The following is a 16,660-nucleotide window of genomic DNA, read 5'->3' as shown; positions in this document are numbered from 1 at the left end:
GAAGCAAGGCAAGGGGGAATGCAGCATGAACCACCTTCCAATCCCATTAGGAAGAAACACCGACTTGTATGAAGCGGCGAGCATGCCCAAGAGCATCAAGAAACTCGGTGTTCATTGGAAAAAACGACTACGTATCAGTTTTCTCGTGATCATGATGGCAGCCATATTGGCGCCGCTCGTGTTGACATGGACAGGGAATATATGGATAGATGAAAAAAAGCTGGCTGCGGTACAGCAATCCAACAGCTATGTAAAACTGGACGAAATGCCTGATCATGTGTGGAAGGCGTTCGTTGCGATTGAGGATCATCGGTTTATGCAACATCCAGGAGTGGATCCGATTGGATTGAGCCGAGCGATCTGGATCGATATCAAGGAAGGTGCCTACGTGCAGGGCGGAAGTACGATAACCATGCAATTGGCGCGGAACTTGTTTCTGACGAACGACAAAACCATGACTAGAAAAGTGAAGGAAATCGCGATCGCTTTGCAATTGGAACAGCGATACAGCAAAAAAGAACTGCTCGAAATGTATCTCAACGTGATTTATTTCGGGCACGGAAAGTACGGGATTGGCGAGGCTGTTCCCTTTTACTTCGGAAAAAAAGCAATAGAAACAGGAGATCGAGCGGTAACACTGGGAGAAGCGGCAATGCTTGCTTCTTTGCCGAAAGGACCAGAGCGTTACTCACCGGTAAAGAACTGGGACCGAGCCAAACAGCGTCAAGCAGTTGTGTTGGACCGTATGAACGAGTTGGACGTGATCGGTCAAAGCGAAAGTACATTGGCAAAGAACGAGAAGATATCCGTTGTTCCTACTGCCAAACGCGCTGGGAAATAAGCGAATGTGATGGAATCCCCTGTCTAGATGGCAGGGGATTTTTGCTATGGAACCGATCAAGCATGCAGAATGGTAAGGATCTTCTATGCACTCACCCATCCCAACTGTTGGGCATAAAATACAGGGAGGAACTACAGGAAGGAGCCCAAAAACGTTATGAGTTCGTATCCTTTTCAGCCACAAGCACAACCAGCGTCGAGTAGCCCCTCTATGAATTCCTTCATTGACCCTTATTTGTATCAGACGTTGCAAAGTGTCATACGGCGTGAAGTTGCCATTCAAACAACCCAGGGAAATCTCCGTGGAATCGTAGTTGATGTGCTACCTGACCATGTGGTAGTGCAGACGGGTGGTTCTACGTTTTTTGTACGCATACAACAGATCGTCTGGGTCATGCCGTTTTAAACTGGTATGAAACAACCCTCCGCACACATAAAACAGTACAGGTAGGTGCAAAACGGGGGAGGGAAGCGGGTTGTTTACTCGTATCAACAGGTTGGCAATTGAGCTGCCAGAGCCGGCTTATGGAGATGCCAACGCCGCTGCGGCCGTCCAGGAGCTATTGGGCGGTCGTTTTGGTGAGATGTCAACGCTAAACAATTATTTGTTCCAATCCTTCAACTTTCGCGGAAAGAGCAAGCTGAAGCCGTTTTATGACTTGGTCTCCAGCATTACTGCGGAAGAAGTTGGGCATGTGGAGCTGGTCTCCAATGCAATCAATCTATGCATGAAAGGCATTACACGGCCAGGAGACCCTGATACGACTCCACTGAATAACGGATTGAATAAGCGAAATACGTACCAATTTATTGCGACTGCACAAACCGCCATGCCAGGAGACTCCATGGGTAAATCATGGACAGGTGATTACGTTTTTTCGAGCGGGAATCTGGTGCTTGATCTTTTGCACAACTTTTTTCTGGAATGTGGAGCGCGTACGCACAAGATGAGAGTGTACGAAATGACAGATCATCCTACAGCTCGGGCCATGATCGGCTACTTGCTCGTCAGAGGTGGTGTCCATATCGTAGCGTACGCCAAAGCGTTGGAGATCGCTACCGGCGTGGATTTGACCAAAATGCTGCCTGTACCCGATCTCGACAATGAACAATTCGATGCAACGCATCCGTATATCGCGATGGGACTGAATCGCAAGCTGTTTACATTCAGCTATCAGGATTATCAGGATATCGCCATGATTTGGCGCGGCCCATTGCCTGATGGTGGCACAGCTGAGGTCATTCAAGGCGTCCCGGATGGCGGCCCGGTACCAGAACTAGATGAATTGCCTGAAGAATTTGCGCCAGGTGTGTCGCGGGAAGACTTTATGAAAATCGCGGAACGCTTGCAAAGGTCAGCGGGGATGTAGATGGAAGAGGAAAAAGCACGAAATAAGTGACCAGTCCGCAGTGGTGTGCAGATTGGTCACTTGTTTTTGTTGAGACACTCTTACGTTGTTCGGTTTACAGCCTTGCCCAGAGCATCTTCTAGTACATGGGCATACTGCATGGTTGTTTCAATTTTGGAGTGCCCCAGTTGTGCTTGGAGTTGATGGGGGTCAGGGTTTAAGCGGAGAAACTGCGTAGCAAAGCTGTGACGAAGCTTATGTACAGACAAATCAGGGATGCCGAATGCTTTGGCGTACTTTTTGACGAGCTTCTGGACAGAACGCACTTCGATGCGATGCCCATTTGGATTGGTCGGGGAAACAGCGAGAAAAACAGCGTCCTCCTGCGGTGCGGGATTGTATTTATCTCGCAGCTGCAAGTATCTGGCTAAGTACTCCTTACCCCAGTCACTGAAGAAAGGTGCGTCCTCTTTCTTTCCTTTGCGGATCAATTTCAGCTGGTTTTTTTCCATAATAATGTCGGATAGATCGAGACTGACGATCTCTGACACACGGAAGCCACCGGAGAGAATCATCGCGATCAAGGCGGTATCCCGGTCGCGGTTTTGCATGTGATACTGCCTCTTTTTTTCCGTATCACAATGGGCCAAATATCCGTTAAAGACAAAGTCGACGAATTGATAGATTTCGTCGTCAATCAGGATTTTTGCCCGGATGGCGTGGGCGCGTGCGAGGGGAGTCAGCTCTATGATCTCCAGCTCGATTTTGGCGAGTACGTTCCGGGTCAAATACGATTCGCCATTCTCATCCTCAGCGAGGGCAGACAAGTAATGAAAAAGCGATTTCAAGCTCGATATTTTTCTGCTGATGGTACGGTCGCTGTACTCTTTCTTCGCGCTTTTGGTAGGGTTCGAGAGCAACGCGGATCGCTCATACAGATGCGATTCCTGCAAGTATAAGATGTAGCTTTCTACCGTTTCCTTCTTCAAGTCATTCAAATCGCTTAACGGAATGTCCTTCATATCTGTCGCGGTACTCAATCCTTCTGTCATCATCCAGCGAAAGAAAAAAGAAAAATCGCGAAGGTATCCAAGCAAGGTGGAGGGTGAATTCTTTTTTGATTTTTTATGCTCAATAAACTTTTCGACATACCAGGGATAGGAGCCAACTATTTGCAAAAGCTGCAAGGCATCGCGTTGTTTGGTAACGGACATGCTTTCACCACCAAAATCTTTTTGTAAAACGTATACGAACATATATTCTACCAAAAACCAAACGTTCTGGGAATTGCAAATTGAACAAGAAACCGTCATGATGAGGAGTGTGTATGGATGTTGGACAAGGACGGAGAGGATTAATAGTGGCAACATGGGACTTATCTCAGACGAGACATCATGTGCTGATCTGTAATGGTGGAAGCTGTATGCGTAAGGGTGGCGAAGAGGTCACGGTAGCAATACGCGAAGCGATTACCAACGCAGGTTTGGATGACTATGTACATACAACCCGCACGCGCTGCAACGGACGCTGTGAGGACGCATGCGTGATGATCGTGTACCCCGAAGGAATCTGGTATGAAAACGTGACGCCAGAAGATGCACAACTGTTGGTGGAAGAGCATTTTCAAAACGGCAAACCAGTAGAGGCATTGATGACGCATCGCTTTGAAACGAACGGCTTTGTACGTACGATAGACACCAAGCCTGGTATCTTAAAGTCACAAAAGGCAAAAAAATGAGGAAAAAGCCACGATCTGCTCACATGAAGCAGGAGAGTGGTTTTTTCTTTAGTAGGAGTCTAAGAATTACGACAAAAGGAGAAAGTAGGAGAGATGACAATGCTGTAATGAAAAAGATTGAAAACGTTAACAATATGTCTTTGTGATGTGGACGTTTTAAGTAAATGGTGGTAAGATGATTGTAGATTAAGTTGATTTAATGCGAATTTTATCACAATGATATGTCCATACAGCGTGAACAATTGTTTTTGTGGAACTTACTAATCGATGGCTGAATTAATGGAGGGATTCTCGTTGGCGAGCAAAACACTTGAACATTTTTTACATGAAAATTTGGCAGATTTGAAGAGTAAGGGACTGTATAACGTCATTGATCCATTGCAAAGCGCGAACGGTCCTGTCATTACGATTGCAGGAAAAGAACTGATCAACCTCTCCTCCAATAACTATCTGGGCTTGGCTACTGATCAACGCCTTGTGGATGCTGCGATTGCAGCAGCAAGCAAATATGGCGTAGGGGCAGGGGCTGTACGCACGATTAATGGTACCTTGGACTTGCATGTAAAGCTGGAAGAAAAGCTCGCTGCCTTCAAGCACACAGAAGCTGCTATTGCTTACCAATCTGGCTTTAACTGCAACATGGCTGCGATCTCTGCTGTCATGGACAAGGACGATGCGATTCTATCTGACGAGTTGAACCACGCTTCCATTATTGATGGATGCCGTCTGTCTCGTGCGCAAATTATCCGTGTGAATCACTCGGATATCGATGACCTGCGTGCGAAAGCGAAGGAAGCAAAAGAGTCCGGCAAATATAAAAAGCTGATGGTCATTACCGACGGCGTATTTTCAATGGATGGCGATGTTGCCAAGCTGCCTGAAATCGTAGAGGTAGCCGAAGAATATGACTTGATTACGTATGTAGACGATGCCCACGGCTCTGGTGTTCTCGGTAAAGGGGCAGGAACAGTTAAGCATTTTGGCTTGTCTGATAAAATCGACTTCCAAATCGGCACCCTTTCCAAAGCAATCGGGGTAGTCGGCGGTTATGTAGCGGGACGTCAAGAGCTGATCGACTGGCTCAAAGTACGCAGCAGACCGTTCCTGTTCTCGACTTCGCTGACTCCAGCGGATGTGGCTGCTTCCATTGCGGCTATCGATATTTTGATGAACAGCACAGAGCTGCACGACAAATTATGGGATAACGGACACTACCTCAAAAAAGGCTTGAAAGAACTCGGCTTCAATATCGGCGATAGCGAAACGCCTATCACTCCTTGCATTATCGGAGACGAACAGCAGACCCAAGAGTTCAGCAAGCGACTGTATGAAGAGGGCGTGTACGCGAAAGCGATCGTATTCCCGACTGTACCAAAAGGAACGGGCCGTGTACGGAATATGCCAACAGCGGCACATAGCAAAGAAATGTTGGATCGTGCCCTTAGCATCTACGAAAAAGTTGGGAAAGAAATGGGGATCCTGAAATGAAAAAAATTCTGGTAACCGGGGCGCTAGGACAAATTGGTTCCGAGCTCATCATGAAATTACGCGATATTTACGGAGCGGACCACGTCATCGCCACAGATATCCGGAAAAACGAAGACGATCCTGTGGTGCAATCGGGTCCATTCGAAGTTCTTGATGTCACCGACGGGAACCGGATGTTTGAGTTGGCGAAGAAACATGGCGTGGATACGATCATGCATTTGGCTGCATTGTTGTCTGCAACAGCAGAAGCTAAGCCTCTCTTGGCATGGAATCTGAACATGGGCGGTCTGGTAAATGCTCTGGAAGCAGCGCGTGAGTTGAACTGCCAGTTCTTTACGCCGAGCTCGATTGGTGCATTTGGTCCGACGACACCGAAGGACAATACGCCGCAGGACACGATTCAACGTCCTACGACCATGTATGGTGTAAACAAGGTATCTGGAGAGTTGCTCTGCGATTACTATTATCAAAAGTTCGGGGTAGATACGCGCGGCGTACGCTTCCCAGGTCTGATCTCGTATGTAGCGCCTCCAGGTGGTGGTACGACGGACTACGCAGTAGATATCTACTACAAGGCGATCCAACATGGAGCGTATACGTCCTACATCGGCAAAGGCACGTACATGGATATGATGTATATGCCTGATGCGCTGAACGCGATTGTTTCCTTGATGGAAGCAGATGCCTCCAAGCTCATTCACCGTAATGCGTTCAATGTAACGGCGATGAGCATTGAGCCAGAGGATGTAGCGGCAGCGATCCGTAAACACATTCCTGAGTTTACGCTCTCTTATGAGGTCGATCCTGTGCGTCAGGCGATTGCCGACAGCTGGCCGAACTCTATCGATGCTACGGCTGCCTTGCAAGAGTGGGGCTTCAAAGCAGAGTATGACCTGGACAAAATGACCGAGGACATGCTTGCAAAACTGCGGGGAAAGTTGCTCCAGCAAGTCGGGTAAACGAATAGTAAAAAAGGAAAACTGCCATTTCTTGTTGACTGTACACAAGGGTGGCAGTTTTTGACGTTTGTATGCACCTCCATTTGTATGGGCACATTAACAAAGCTCCAGAATGGCTGGCGAAAGCAGATGAGAACAAAGGAGGAGCACCATGGATTTACCCAAAAAATCGAGAACCAATCATACACAGCAGAACGAGGAAGTACAAGCTGTCGCAAATAAGGGAACCCCAAACAGTGTTGGGAATGAAGAGCGACAAATAGAAAGCTGGGGCTGGTCAAATAATACCGAGGGTGTTCAAGAGCATTGACTTGTTTTCAGTAGGTAGCAAGGCTCCCCAAAAAGGAAAAAAGCATCTCTGCCATGGCTGTTACCAGGCGGAGATGCTTTTTTGATTACAGTTTTTCGCGTGCATGCTTGAGCGTAATCGAATTCGCGATCGCTGTCCACATATCGGTTGATTCAGAACCTACGTACCAGTACGCGAGCCCACCAATTTGCCATTGGAGACTAGCCTGAGCTTTGAGCCCAATCGAACGGCTTTCTTCTAGCCAAATCGTATGCGTCACGCCTTGTTTTTGATACGTCGAACGATATTGTCCAATTTTATCGTCCCACACTGTTTTTGCTCTGTATTGGGAGAGCAACTGGTAAGACTGAGGGATGCTGATATCTGTCGATTTTAATGTTCCATTCGATTGATACCAGTCGCGTGTGTATAGAGGCATTCCGACGATCAGCTTTTGCGTCGGAACCTCGTCCAGCAGGTCGGTAATGACTTTCGTAAACCAAGGCAAGGATGCCACGGAGCCTGCTTTTGATCCGCCTACCCAATGCTCTTCATAGGCCATTACTACCAAATAATCCGCATGCTTTGCTAATTTAGCAAAATCAAAAGGATCGCTCCAGTCTGAATCACCATCAGGCGGAATATCTACAGAGAGTACAGCACCTTTTGCATGAAGAGCAGTCGCGAGCTCCTGAATGAACAAGGTGAAGTTGTTGCGATCCGCAGGGGAGAACCCTTCAAAATCAATGTTGATCCCATCTAGCTGGTACTTATCAATGTACGAAGAAAGCTTTTGCACGACTGCTTTTCGTTTAGTGGGATTAGACAGCATGGCGTGGGTAGCAGCGGAATCGAATTTGTTTCCGAATAGCGGCCACACCTGCTTGCCATTTGCATGTGCCCAATGAACGAGTGAGGCATCCGTAAAGTCGCTAATGGTTCCGTCCTTTTGCAGGAAGTACCAGCGCGGAGACAGCGTGTTGACTCCGCTTTTCTTGACCTGTGCAATGAATTCCTCTGTCGTGGATTGGTATTGCCATCCGAGAGAGACAAGCGGTTTTGCTGTAACGTTTTGCTTCTTCAGATTCTCCTGAATGCGATACAAAATAACAGCCGTTTCTTCTCTTGATAGTGCTTGAGTCGGGCGGAAGTAGCCGTTATAGCCGACCAACCATTTCTTCTTCATGGCGTGGCTAACAGAGGCACGTGCCCAGCTCGAAATCGCATTGGCATCCTTCACAGAAAGCTGGTAAGAAGGCGAAATGCTCTGTTCCAGTGCGCGCACGAGAAACGCAGCTGCCTCTTCGCGAGAGATCGTCCGCTTCGGAGCAAAAGTAGTAGGCCCGATGCCATTCGCGATGTTAAGTCCAGCAGCAGCTTGTACGTACCCGTATGCCCAAGAGTTTTTCGGGACATCCGAATAAGCTGCGACATTGCTGACAACCGGCTTAATACCGAGCGTGCGTGTGAGCATCGAGACAAACTCAGCACGCGTCACCGGGCGAGTCGGGTGAAAATACCCGTTTTCATCCCCAGCGATGACACCTGCTGCATGCAGCGAACGGATTTGCTCAATCGCATAGCTGTTTGCGATATCTTTTAAATTTTTCGTCGATGCTGTTGATGAAGGAACTCCCATTGCAAAAGAGAGACCGTACACCAAAAAAGCCAAGGAGACTAACCAAATATGTATGTTTTGTTTTTTCATCATACATCCAGTATAAGAAGAGAGAACCAATCTTTCATTGGTTAGATTTTGGTAGAAACCTTACAGGGGTGCCCGAACTCTTTTATTGGATAAACGATATGATATGATGAAGGAATAAGAATAGAGAGAATGAAGCGAGGCGGAGAGAAATGGAAGACGTACTGATTGTAGGCGGTGGGCCTTGTGGACTGGCAGCGGCAATTGCCTGCAGGCGGGCTGGACTTGATCCCGTCATTATTGAAAAAGGGTCGCTCGTCCACTCGATTTATCGCTACCCGACCTACATGATTTTTCATAGCACACCTGATTTACTGGAGATTGGGGGCGTACCTTTTGCAACGGCGAACGACAAGCCGACCAGACAGGAGGCACTCAATTACTACCGACTGGTAGCAGCGCGTGAACAATTGCGCGTGAACGTATATGAAACGGTGACGGAAGCGAAGAAGACGCCAGCTGGCTTTCAGGTCACGACTACAGACCGATTTGCCAAAACGCATACGTATGAAGCGAAAAACTTGGTGATCGCCACAGGTTACTTTGACAATCCGAATCTGCTACAGGTCCCGGGCGAGGAGTTGCCGAAGGTATCGTCCTTCTACAAGGAAGCGCATCCATATACAGGGCTGAAAGTAGCGGTAGTAGGGGGAAACAACTCTGCCGTAGATGCGGCGATGGAGCTGGAGCGGGCAGGAGCAGAAGTAACGGTGATTTGTCGCCGAACGGAGCTGTCTGACAAGGTCAAGGCATGGACAAGGCCTGTTTTTGAGAGTCTGATCAAAAAGGGACGAATCGACATGCTGTTCGGTGCAACTGTCGAGAGTATCGAGGAGCGTTCAATCAAGGTGAAAACAGGGGAGGAAGTCATTACGCTTGCCAATGACCATGTGTTTTCTTTGATTGGATACCGTCCGGATCGTACATTCCTTCATTCATTAGGGGTTATGATTGACGAGGAAACGGGAATCCCTACACATCATCCAGAAACGATGGAGACGAACATCCCAGGTCTCTATATAGCGGGAGTCATTGTGGCGGGCCATCACGCAAACGCCATTTTTATCGAAAATGGAAGATTTCACGGTGATGGTATCGCCCGCCACATTGCCTCTCATAGGGAGTAGTAGTTGCAATTGATTAGAACTGCCACTCCAATTGTCTGCCTCCGATAAGGTGATAGTGCAGATGGAAGACGGTTTGTTGTCCGTGTTTGCCAATGTTGGTCACGATACGGAATCCGTCCTCGTTCACGCCCATTGTTTCTGCTACTTTTTGCAGTGACAGATGGAGGTGACCGATCAGCTCCTTGTCCTCAGGCTCGATAGCTAGAACGGATTGGATATGCTTTTTCGGGATCATCAGGACGTGTACAGGGGCCACAGGATTAATGTCGTGAAAAGCCAATACATGCTCGTCCTCATACACTTTTTTAGACGGAATGTCTCCGTTTACGATTTTGCAAAATAGGCAGTCCATAGGGCTATACATCCTTTCTAAAATGATAGAGAGTAATGCCTACTTCGTCATGCGAGTAGGCTTTCCCTGTTTTTACCCTGGAAAAGTCCGTTCCAAAAACTGAAGAACCTCTCGCCAAGAGTGTTCGGATGCGTAGGCGTTGTTTTTGGGCGTACCACCATTGAGCTGTGTGCGGGTAGTCGGTATGTAAGGAAAACGGATCCCATGTCCTGTTTCCGCGTAACGCAAATGCACCACCGAATGAGCAAACTGATGATCCTTTAACCGTTGCACCATATGTTCGCAATGCTCTGCTGCTGGCCACCAGTGATCGTCATCCGAGGAGAGGAAGAGGATTGGGCCATTGATTTTTTCTACAGGAATCTCGGCATCCTCTACCCACTCACAAGCTGCCCAGGCCTCGGCATGGATGTGGTCGATGCGTTGACCTGCCTCGAGCCGTTCCTGTGAGACTTTTGTCTGCTCCTCTGTCCATGGTACGAATGGAAGAGGCTCTCCTTGAAACGACCAAGAGGATTGTGGGGAGAACGTGTCTGATCCAGCGAATGCCTTATCTGTACCGATACTCACAGTAGAACTGGGACTCGAAGCAACAACAGCATGTACGTGTTGATCGATCGATGCTGTGACTAATGCCAATTCTGCACCTTTTGAACGTCCGAATAACGTAATTTTATCAGGATGTACGGAGGGCCGCTGCTGTAGCCAATGAATGGCGCGTTGAACATATTCGATCGGGATCTGGCGAATCTCGTCTGGAAGATCATTGCATTGGAAGTAAGCGAGTGCTAGTGCCGGATAGCCGTGAGAGGCGAACAAAGCAGCAAATTGGGAGCATGAGCCAATTCCGCCTTCGCTTCCACCTAGTACGACGATTGCGGGTCTTTGCTCTGTGTGGGGTTTTGAAAAAAACAGGCCGACCAGGCCATGGTCGAGTATTTTCTGTATCGATACGTCGCGGGAGACAAAAATACGTTTCACCACTGCTTTCGCTACGGGTTTATCGTAGACTTCTGCCGTTAATTCTATCTCGGTGGAGCGTGGAGTGAACTGAAAGTCGTCTAGAGAATAGGGATGATAAAAACGCATGGTCTGGACATTCGTAGACCAGAAAAGCCCCATAGGGTCAATTCCCTCATAAGTACCAAATAAGGGAGCTTGGGAAACCAAATCGACACAGCCATTTTCGTCCGCTTGAAAGATGGCATGCGAGGATGCCGTCAAATCTCCTCCAGGCAACCCGTTTTTCAGAGTGGCATGAAGGGTGATTAATTGATTCGGGACAAACCCGCTGAGTGTGATATGGACGGGAACATCTAGCAAGGCTGTTGCAGGCGTAACTTCAATTTGTGGAAGTATCATTTTAGTCAACACTCCTTCCAGATTACGGGAAAACTTGACACTGTCATTATAGTAGAATCGATAAAAGTTCGACGTGACGAAATGTGACGGTATGGTTAACTTGACTTCTCGTAAAGGGTGTAACTATAATCATTACAACGAAAGGGTGACAACGTATGAAAATCAGCAGCCGGTTCTCCATTGCGGTTCACATCTTATCACTGCTTTCCATTGATTCCAATTCGCATTGCACTTCCGAATGGATCGCAGGTAGCGTGAACACGAATCCCGTCGTGATCCGACGTGTGCTGGGGCTGTTGAAGAAGGCTGGGCTCGTGAATGTACGTGCCGGAGCTGGCGGCGCTTCTCTCGCCAAGGAACTGGATCAAATCACGCTTCTTGAGATTTACCGTGCAGTCGATGTCGTGGAAGAAGGGCAACTTTTTCACATCCATGAGCAACCGAATCCCGATTGTCCAGTGGGAGCGAATATACAGTTTGTGCTGGAGTTGATTTTGACCCGTGCGCAGCATGCAATGGAGGAGATTTTGGGCGGAGTGAAAATGTCTGAGCTCGTAGATAACCTCCGTCAAAAAATAACCGAAAAAGCGCAGTAACAACAAAAATGCCCTTGCCTATGCGAGGGCATTTTTGCGAGGAAGGAGTGGCCAGTATCGGGTCGACACCCGCCATCTGAATGATGGGGGAGGTGATCTGAGTTCCCCAGTTGGAGGAGAAACACTGCTCATCCGGACCGTTGGTTTATTTGCTCTTCCTTCCAGCGAGTTGTCTTCAATTGCGGCCGCATGAGAAAAAATCCTAAAACGATTGCGATAGCGAAGAAGATGGCGAAGAATCGGAAACCGTTGCTCGTGGCAAGAATTAAGGCACTCTTCGAGTGGGCGAGCTCCCCAGCTCCCGTTTTAGAGAATAGAGGCAAGACGGATGCAGACTTGACGCTTAGTTGTACGACTACCAAGGAAAGCGCCTGGCTAATTGCCCGACACATTTCGTACACGGTCCAAAACATGCCGGAAGCGGAACCGGCTCGCTCTTGAGGAGCAGCCGACAGCACCGCTTTCGCGAGCGATGGCCATGACAGCCCAGTGGCAGCGGAAATGATCAGAAGCGGAATAATCACAGCCATGTTCGAAAGCTGAGAACCTAACTGTCCAAGGAGCAGAAGAGCGAAGCCGATCAGGAATGATCCTAACAGAATCATGCGCACAGGGCCGAAACGGTCGGCAAGTTTCCCGCCAAATGGGGCCGTGAAAAGTTGGGGGATCGATAATGGGAGTAATAGTAGTCCTGCTTCCAATGGAGTTAAGCGATGCGCTCCTTGGAGATATAGCATCAGGAGAATGGCGACGGCAAAATAGCCGATGCAGTAACTCATGGTAATGCCTAGACCTATCGAATAGTTTCGATAGGTGAAGAGGCTGAGAGGAAATAGTGGATGCCGGACACGTAGCTCAACGAGTACGAACGCTATCCCAAAAAGTAGAGCGGTTGCGAAGAGGCCAATGGTAGTTCCTGACGCCCAGCCCCATGTCTGCCCTTCAGACAGAGCAATAAGCAAAGCGACTAAACCTGGTCCAAAGGTCAGTATACCTAGCCAGTCGGTCTTGCCCTTTTCGATGGGGGGCGTGTGTTTGAGAACGAGTAGGCCAGCGAATAAACCAATGACTCCAACGGGAACGGCCACGAAAAAGATGGATCGCCATCCAAAATCACCGATAAGCGCGCCTCCGATCACAGGACCGATGAGTGATCCAGTCACCCATGATAGGTTGTTTATCCCGAGAGCGATACCGAGCTGATTCGGCGGGAATGTCCGTATGAGGATTGGTGTTGCTGAGGCCATTGCCATTGCTGCACCTATCCCCTGAAGAAGCCGTGCACCGATCAGTGTTGCGCCGGAGTTCGCCAGACCGCAAAGCACAGTGGAAATAGTGAACAAGGCGATCCCCCATAAAAAAATGCGCTTGGTTCCGAGCATATCGGACCAACGCCCAGCAGGAAGTAAAAAGAGTGTACTCATAATGTAGAATGCGGTGATGGTCCACATCCCGATGTTGATCGGAATACGCAGATCTTCCATGATAGCAGGAAGACCGATAACCACAATCGTCGCATCTAAATTGGTAATGAACGAAACAAGCGTGACCACAGATAAAACGGCCCATTTATTCGATTGTACGGTTGTCATTTTGTACACTCCTTTGCATTTCTTTTTCATGATGAAGCAGCCAGCGTTTGCGTGAAAGTCCTCCTCCGTAACCACCCAAATCACCATTGGAGTTGATGACACGGTGACAAGGAATGACAATCGCTATCTGATTCGCACCATTTGCTTGAGCGACAGCACGAAAGGCGCTTGGTTTCCCAATAGCTGCTGCAACATCGGAATAGGATGAAGTTTGGCCGGGGGGGATCGTTTGTAAATACTCCCAGACCATTCTTTGAAAAGGCGATCCGCACAAAAACAAAGGTGTTGCAAATTCTGTTAACTTTCCGTCAAAATACTTCTCTAACTCACGTTCAATCGTACGGATTGGTGCTGTGGAACCAGGGATAATCGCTGACTTCGTTCTTTGTCTAAGACGTTCAACTTCTCGTTCCAAGCCGCGGCGATCAATGAATTCAAGTAGATATAGTGCTTCTTCATCCGCGATGGCTATCATGGGACCGAGTCGCGTATCCAGCCACGATGCCTTTAAGACATGATGATCTCCAAGAAGAGTAGGTGCTGCCCCCATAATTCGTGAAAATGCGTCTCGAAAACCACTGCTGGACTCGTAACCGGTGGTTAGTTGAGCATCGATGATTGCTTTTCCTTCTCTGATTTCTTTCAGTGCGATACCCATACGTCGTGCCCTTGCATATTCAACAAACGTCATGCCAAAACGCTTTTTGAATTGGCGGCGGGCAGTTGAAGCGTCCACGGATAATCTTTGAAAGTCTTTTTCCGTCCAGCGCTGCTCGGGGTTTTCTTCTACAGCGTTTACTAGCAGACGCACAAGCTCTGAAACATGATTGGGATGTGAAAGCGGACGGCAACGCTGGCAGGGCCGGAATGAGGCCAGAAGTGCTTGTTTGGCATGATCAAAAAACTCACAATTAACAAACTTAGGTTTTCTTGCTGGACATGTCGGGCGACAGAATACACCGGTTGTTTTGACTCCAACAAAAAAGACCCCTTCATATTCTGAATTTTTATCCAGTAAAGCCTGATAATACTCGGACTTCATCTCGGCCGTTATCATTTGTTTCCCCCTCCATCTTTATGTTTTCATTTTATCGCTCACCAAAAATGGCTGCAGCCGAAAATCGTACATTGATTTTTTAAAGGCGATGACACGCCTCTGCGAGAAGAGTACCGTAAGAGGGGCGCTTTTAAGAGAAACGGATGGATCGTAGAAGCAACCCTCTCTGACATCCATAGACTGGATTTAAGCTGGAATTAGCCAGAAAATATAGATATAATAAATGTATTCAGAAATATGCAAGAAACCGACAACGGCGTCGGTTGCGTATGGAAATGATGAGCAGTTGGCACGTCCGTTCACTGGTGATCGGGAGGTGGAGTATTGCGTCAGCATTATCGAGTCATCATCATAGACGACGACCCCATTACACGTATGGACCTGGTCGAGATGTTGCAAGAGCAGGGATATAACGTCGTAGCTGAAGGAAAAAACGGCAAAGAGGCCGTTCGATTGACGCAAATGTGGAACCCGCATCTCATTATTATGGATGTCAAAATGCCAATTATGGACGGTTTGACAGCGACTGGGATTATCCGAGAGCATTCGGACGCGGCTATCATTCTCTTGACTGCTTACAGTCAAAAGGACATGGTCACGCAAGCCAAAGCGAAAGGGATATGTGCCTATCTAGTCAAACCCGTCATGGAAGAAGAACTGCTACCGGCAGTAGAGTTCGTGCTTACGGGCAAACAATGAACGCAAAAAAGTGAATCGTAGGAAGAGCAACGGCGCTTGGACCTAGGCGAGCATTTCGTCTTATGTTTCGAAGCGCTTTTTTACGTTCCGTGAGATAGAAGGCAGGAAAGTTGAAAAGAAAGTGAGTGAAGCTAGAGATGAAATTGGCTTGCGTTGTACGAAAACAGCATTACCAGTTTACTTCGGTTCGTGATGTATTGGCAAAAGCGAGTGAAGAAAAGTCTGGCGATCACATGAGTAAACTAGCAGCCACTTCCGCACTGGAGCGGATGGCGGCCAAAGTCGTATTAAGCGAAATGCAACTTCGTGATATATATGAAAACCCAGTCATTCCGTACGAAAAAGACGAAGTGACACGGATCATTTATGATGATATCAATCTCTCCATTTACGATGAGATTAAAAATTGGACAGTAGGAGAGCTGCGGGAGTACATCTTGTCGTTTTCCACAGGAATGCCTGAGCTCACAAGAATTAGCCGTGGACTCACTAGCGAGATGATTTCCGCTACTGCCAAGCTGATGTCCAGCATCGATCTGGTTATGGCTTCGCAAAAAATGAAGCATCAAGCATATTGCAACACACTGATTGGCGAGCCAGGAAGACTTGCGTTCCGTTGTCAGCCGAATCACCCAATCGACGATCCCGATGGCATTTTGGCTTCAATGAAGGAAGGCTTGTCATATGGATCAGGAGACGCTGTTATTGGAATTAACCCCAATAATGACTCCGTTGAAAGCGTTACCAAGCTGTTGAAAATGACACATGATTTCATGCAAAAGTGGGAAATCCCAACGCAAAACTGCGTATTGGCCCACATCACAACACAGATGCAGGCTCTTCGCGGTGGAGCGCCTATTTCCTTGATGTTCCAAAGTCTGGCAGGCTCACAGCGAGCGAATGATGCGTTTGGCGTGAACAAGGAGATTTTGGATGAGGCCATGGATTTGATGCTCCGAAAAGGCACAGCGTCGGGACCGAACGTCATGTATTTTGAGACAGGACAAGGCTCAGAAGTGTCGCTGGACTCCCATGAAGGCGTCGATATGCAGACGCTGGAAGCGCGTACGTACGGTCTTTGCCGTCACTGGAAGCCGTTTATGGTCAATAACGTCTCAGGCTTTATCGGACCAGAAACACTCTATGATGGCAGACAGATGATTCGTGCTGATCTGGAGGATTTGTTCATGGGCAAGCTGCATGGTTTGCCGATGGGAATCGCTCCTACCTATACGAATCACATGTATGCGGATCAAAATGACCAGGAGATTGCAGGGATGCTGACGACCTTGGCAGGGGCGAATTTTTATATGGGCGTACCAGGTGGGGACGATGTCATGCTCAGTTACCAGGACACGAGCTACCACGATGACGCCAGCTACCGCGAGCTCTTGGGACTGCGACCTCTCCGAGAATTCGAGAAATGGTTGGAAAAAATGGGCATTATGGAAAATGGTCGTTTGACAGAGCGTGCAGGCGATTTAACCATTTTTGACTAACGAGTGGG

The 16,660-nt window shown here is 48.1% G+C and carries 17 protein-coding genes; 11 read left to right on the top strand and 6 right to left on the bottom strand.

Annotated features, from left to right (window positions below; translation table 11 throughout):
• Positions 1-25 precede the first annotated feature (25 nt).
• From C7R93_RS03055 to C7R93_RS03045, 3 genes are all read left to right on the top strand, one after another.
• The gene (locus C7R93_RS03055) at positions 26-841 is read left to right on the top strand and encodes a transglycosylase domain-containing protein (protein ID WP_106837410.1); all 816 of its coding nucleotides are present in this window, start codon (positions 26-28) and stop codon (positions 839-841) included.
• 156 nt (positions 842-997) lie between these two features.
• Positions 998-1,246, top strand: coding sequence for a YuzF family protein (locus C7R93_RS03050; protein ID WP_106837409.1), 249 nt, complete (start codon positions 998-1,000; stop codon positions 1,244-1,246).
• A 70-nt stretch (positions 1,247-1,316) separates the two neighbouring features.
• Complete coding sequence (locus C7R93_RS03045; protein ID WP_106837408.1) at positions 1,317-2,210, top strand: manganese catalase family protein; 894 nt, start codon at positions 1,317-1,319, stop codon at positions 2,208-2,210.
• Between the two features lie 80 nt (positions 2,211-2,290).
• Here the strand turns inward: C7R93_RS03045 and xerS are convergent, their stop codons facing one another.
• Positions 2,291-3,403 carry a tyrosine recombinase XerS gene (xerS, locus tag C7R93_RS03040; RefSeq protein ID WP_106837766.1) on the bottom strand — a complete coding sequence of 371 codons (1,113 nt, stop codon included), beginning with the start codon at positions 3,401-3,403 and terminating at the stop codon, positions 2,291-2,293.
• Positions 3,404-3,549: 146 nt separating this feature from the next.
• On the opposite strand from xerS, the gene C7R93_RS03035 reads away from it, so the two are divergent.
• The 4 genes from C7R93_RS03035 to C7R93_RS30160 all read left to right on the top strand — a co-directional run bounded on the left by C7R93_RS03035 (position 3,550) and on the right by C7R93_RS30160 (position 6,684).
• Positions 3,550-3,927, top strand: a complete 378-nt coding sequence (locus tag C7R93_RS03035) for a (2Fe-2S) ferredoxin domain-containing protein (RefSeq protein ID WP_106837765.1) — start codon at positions 3,550-3,552, stop codon at positions 3,925-3,927.
• 294 nt (positions 3,928-4,221) lie between these two features.
• Positions 4,222-5,415 carry a glycine C-acetyltransferase gene (locus tag C7R93_RS03030; RefSeq protein WP_106837407.1) on the top strand — a complete coding sequence of 398 codons (1,194 nt, stop codon included), beginning with the start codon at positions 4,222-4,224 and terminating at the stop codon, positions 5,413-5,415.
• The gene (locus tag C7R93_RS03025) at positions 5,412-6,374 is read left to right on the top strand and encodes an L-threonine 3-dehydrogenase (RefSeq protein ID WP_106837406.1); all 963 of its coding nucleotides are present in this window, start codon (positions 5,412-5,414) and stop codon (positions 6,372-6,374) included. Before C7R93_RS03030 ends, C7R93_RS03025 begins: the two co-directional genes overlap by 4 nt.
• 151 nt (positions 6,375-6,525) lie before the next feature.
• Positions 6,526-6,684, top strand: coding sequence for a hypothetical protein (locus tag C7R93_RS30160; protein ID WP_167402426.1), 159 nt, complete (start codon positions 6,526-6,528; stop codon positions 6,682-6,684).
• An 85-nt stretch (positions 6,685-6,769) separates the two neighbouring features.
• Here the strand turns inward: C7R93_RS30160 and C7R93_RS03020 are convergent, their stop codons facing one another.
• Positions 6,770-8,374: a glycosyl hydrolase family 18 protein gene (locus C7R93_RS03020; RefSeq protein ID WP_244191434.1), complete on the bottom strand. Its 1,605-nt coding sequence runs from the start codon at positions 8,372-8,374 to the stop codon at positions 6,770-6,772.
• 146 nt (positions 8,375-8,520) lie between these two features.
• Between C7R93_RS03020 and C7R93_RS03015 the strand changes: the two genes are divergently transcribed.
• Complete coding sequence (locus C7R93_RS03015) at positions 8,521-9,495, top strand: YpdA family putative bacillithiol disulfide reductase (RefSeq protein WP_106837404.1); 975 nt, start codon at positions 8,521-8,523, stop codon at positions 9,493-9,495.
• 13 nt (positions 9,496-9,508) lie between these two features.
• Here the strand turns inward: C7R93_RS03015 and C7R93_RS03010 are convergent, their stop codons facing one another.
• Both C7R93_RS03010 and C7R93_RS03005 read right to left on the bottom strand, forming a co-directional pair.
• Positions 9,509-9,847, bottom strand: coding sequence for a histidine triad nucleotide-binding protein (locus C7R93_RS03010; protein WP_007727375.1), 339 nt, complete (start codon positions 9,845-9,847; stop codon positions 9,509-9,511).
• Positions 9,848-9,919: 72 nt separating this feature from the next.
• A complete protein-coding gene (locus C7R93_RS03005; RefSeq protein WP_106837403.1) occupies positions 9,920-11,209 on the bottom strand; it encodes an acyl-CoA thioesterase/bile acid-CoA:amino acid N-acyltransferase family protein in 1,290 nt (429 codons plus the stop codon).
• Between the two features lie 155 nt (positions 11,210-11,364).
• On the opposite strand from C7R93_RS03005, the gene C7R93_RS03000 reads away from it, so the two are divergent.
• Positions 11,365-11,805, top strand: coding sequence for an Rrf2 family transcriptional regulator (locus tag C7R93_RS03000; RefSeq protein WP_012686286.1), 441 nt, complete (start codon positions 11,365-11,367; stop codon positions 11,803-11,805).
• Positions 11,806-11,933: 128 nt separating this feature from the next.
• Here the strand turns inward: C7R93_RS03000 and C7R93_RS02995 are convergent, their stop codons facing one another.
• A complete protein-coding gene (locus C7R93_RS02995) occupies positions 11,934-13,397 on the bottom strand; it encodes an MFS transporter (protein WP_106837402.1) in 1,464 nt (487 codons plus the stop codon).
• Entirely contained in the window at positions 13,375-14,454 is a 1,080-nt protein-coding gene (locus tag C7R93_RS02990; RefSeq protein ID WP_106837401.1) for a bifunctional transcriptional activator/DNA repair enzyme AdaA, read from the bottom strand. The genes C7R93_RS02995 and C7R93_RS02990 overlap by 23 nt, the downstream gene beginning before the upstream one ends.
• 324 nt (positions 14,455-14,778) lie before the next feature.
• Here C7R93_RS02990 and C7R93_RS02985 point away from each other — a divergent pair, with 324 nt between their 5' ends.
• Positions 14,779-15,153, top strand: coding sequence for a response regulator (locus C7R93_RS02985; RefSeq protein ID WP_106837400.1), 375 nt, complete (start codon positions 14,779-14,781; stop codon positions 15,151-15,153).
• Positions 15,154-15,290: 137 nt separating this feature from the next.
• Complete coding sequence (locus C7R93_RS02980; RefSeq protein ID WP_106837399.1) at positions 15,291-16,652, top strand: ethanolamine ammonia-lyase subunit EutB; 1,362 nt, start codon at positions 15,291-15,293, stop codon at positions 16,650-16,652.
• Positions 16,653-16,660 lie beyond the last annotated feature (8 nt).

The sequence above is a fragment of the Brevibacillus fortis genome (assembly GCF_003013395.1).
In the GTDB taxonomy this organism is placed as follows: Bacteria; Bacillota; Bacilli; order Brevibacillales; family Brevibacillaceae; genus Brevibacillus; species Brevibacillus fortis.
The sequence above is the reverse complement of the archived record's forward strand: the minus strand, read 5'-3'. Positions and strand labels throughout refer to the sequence as shown.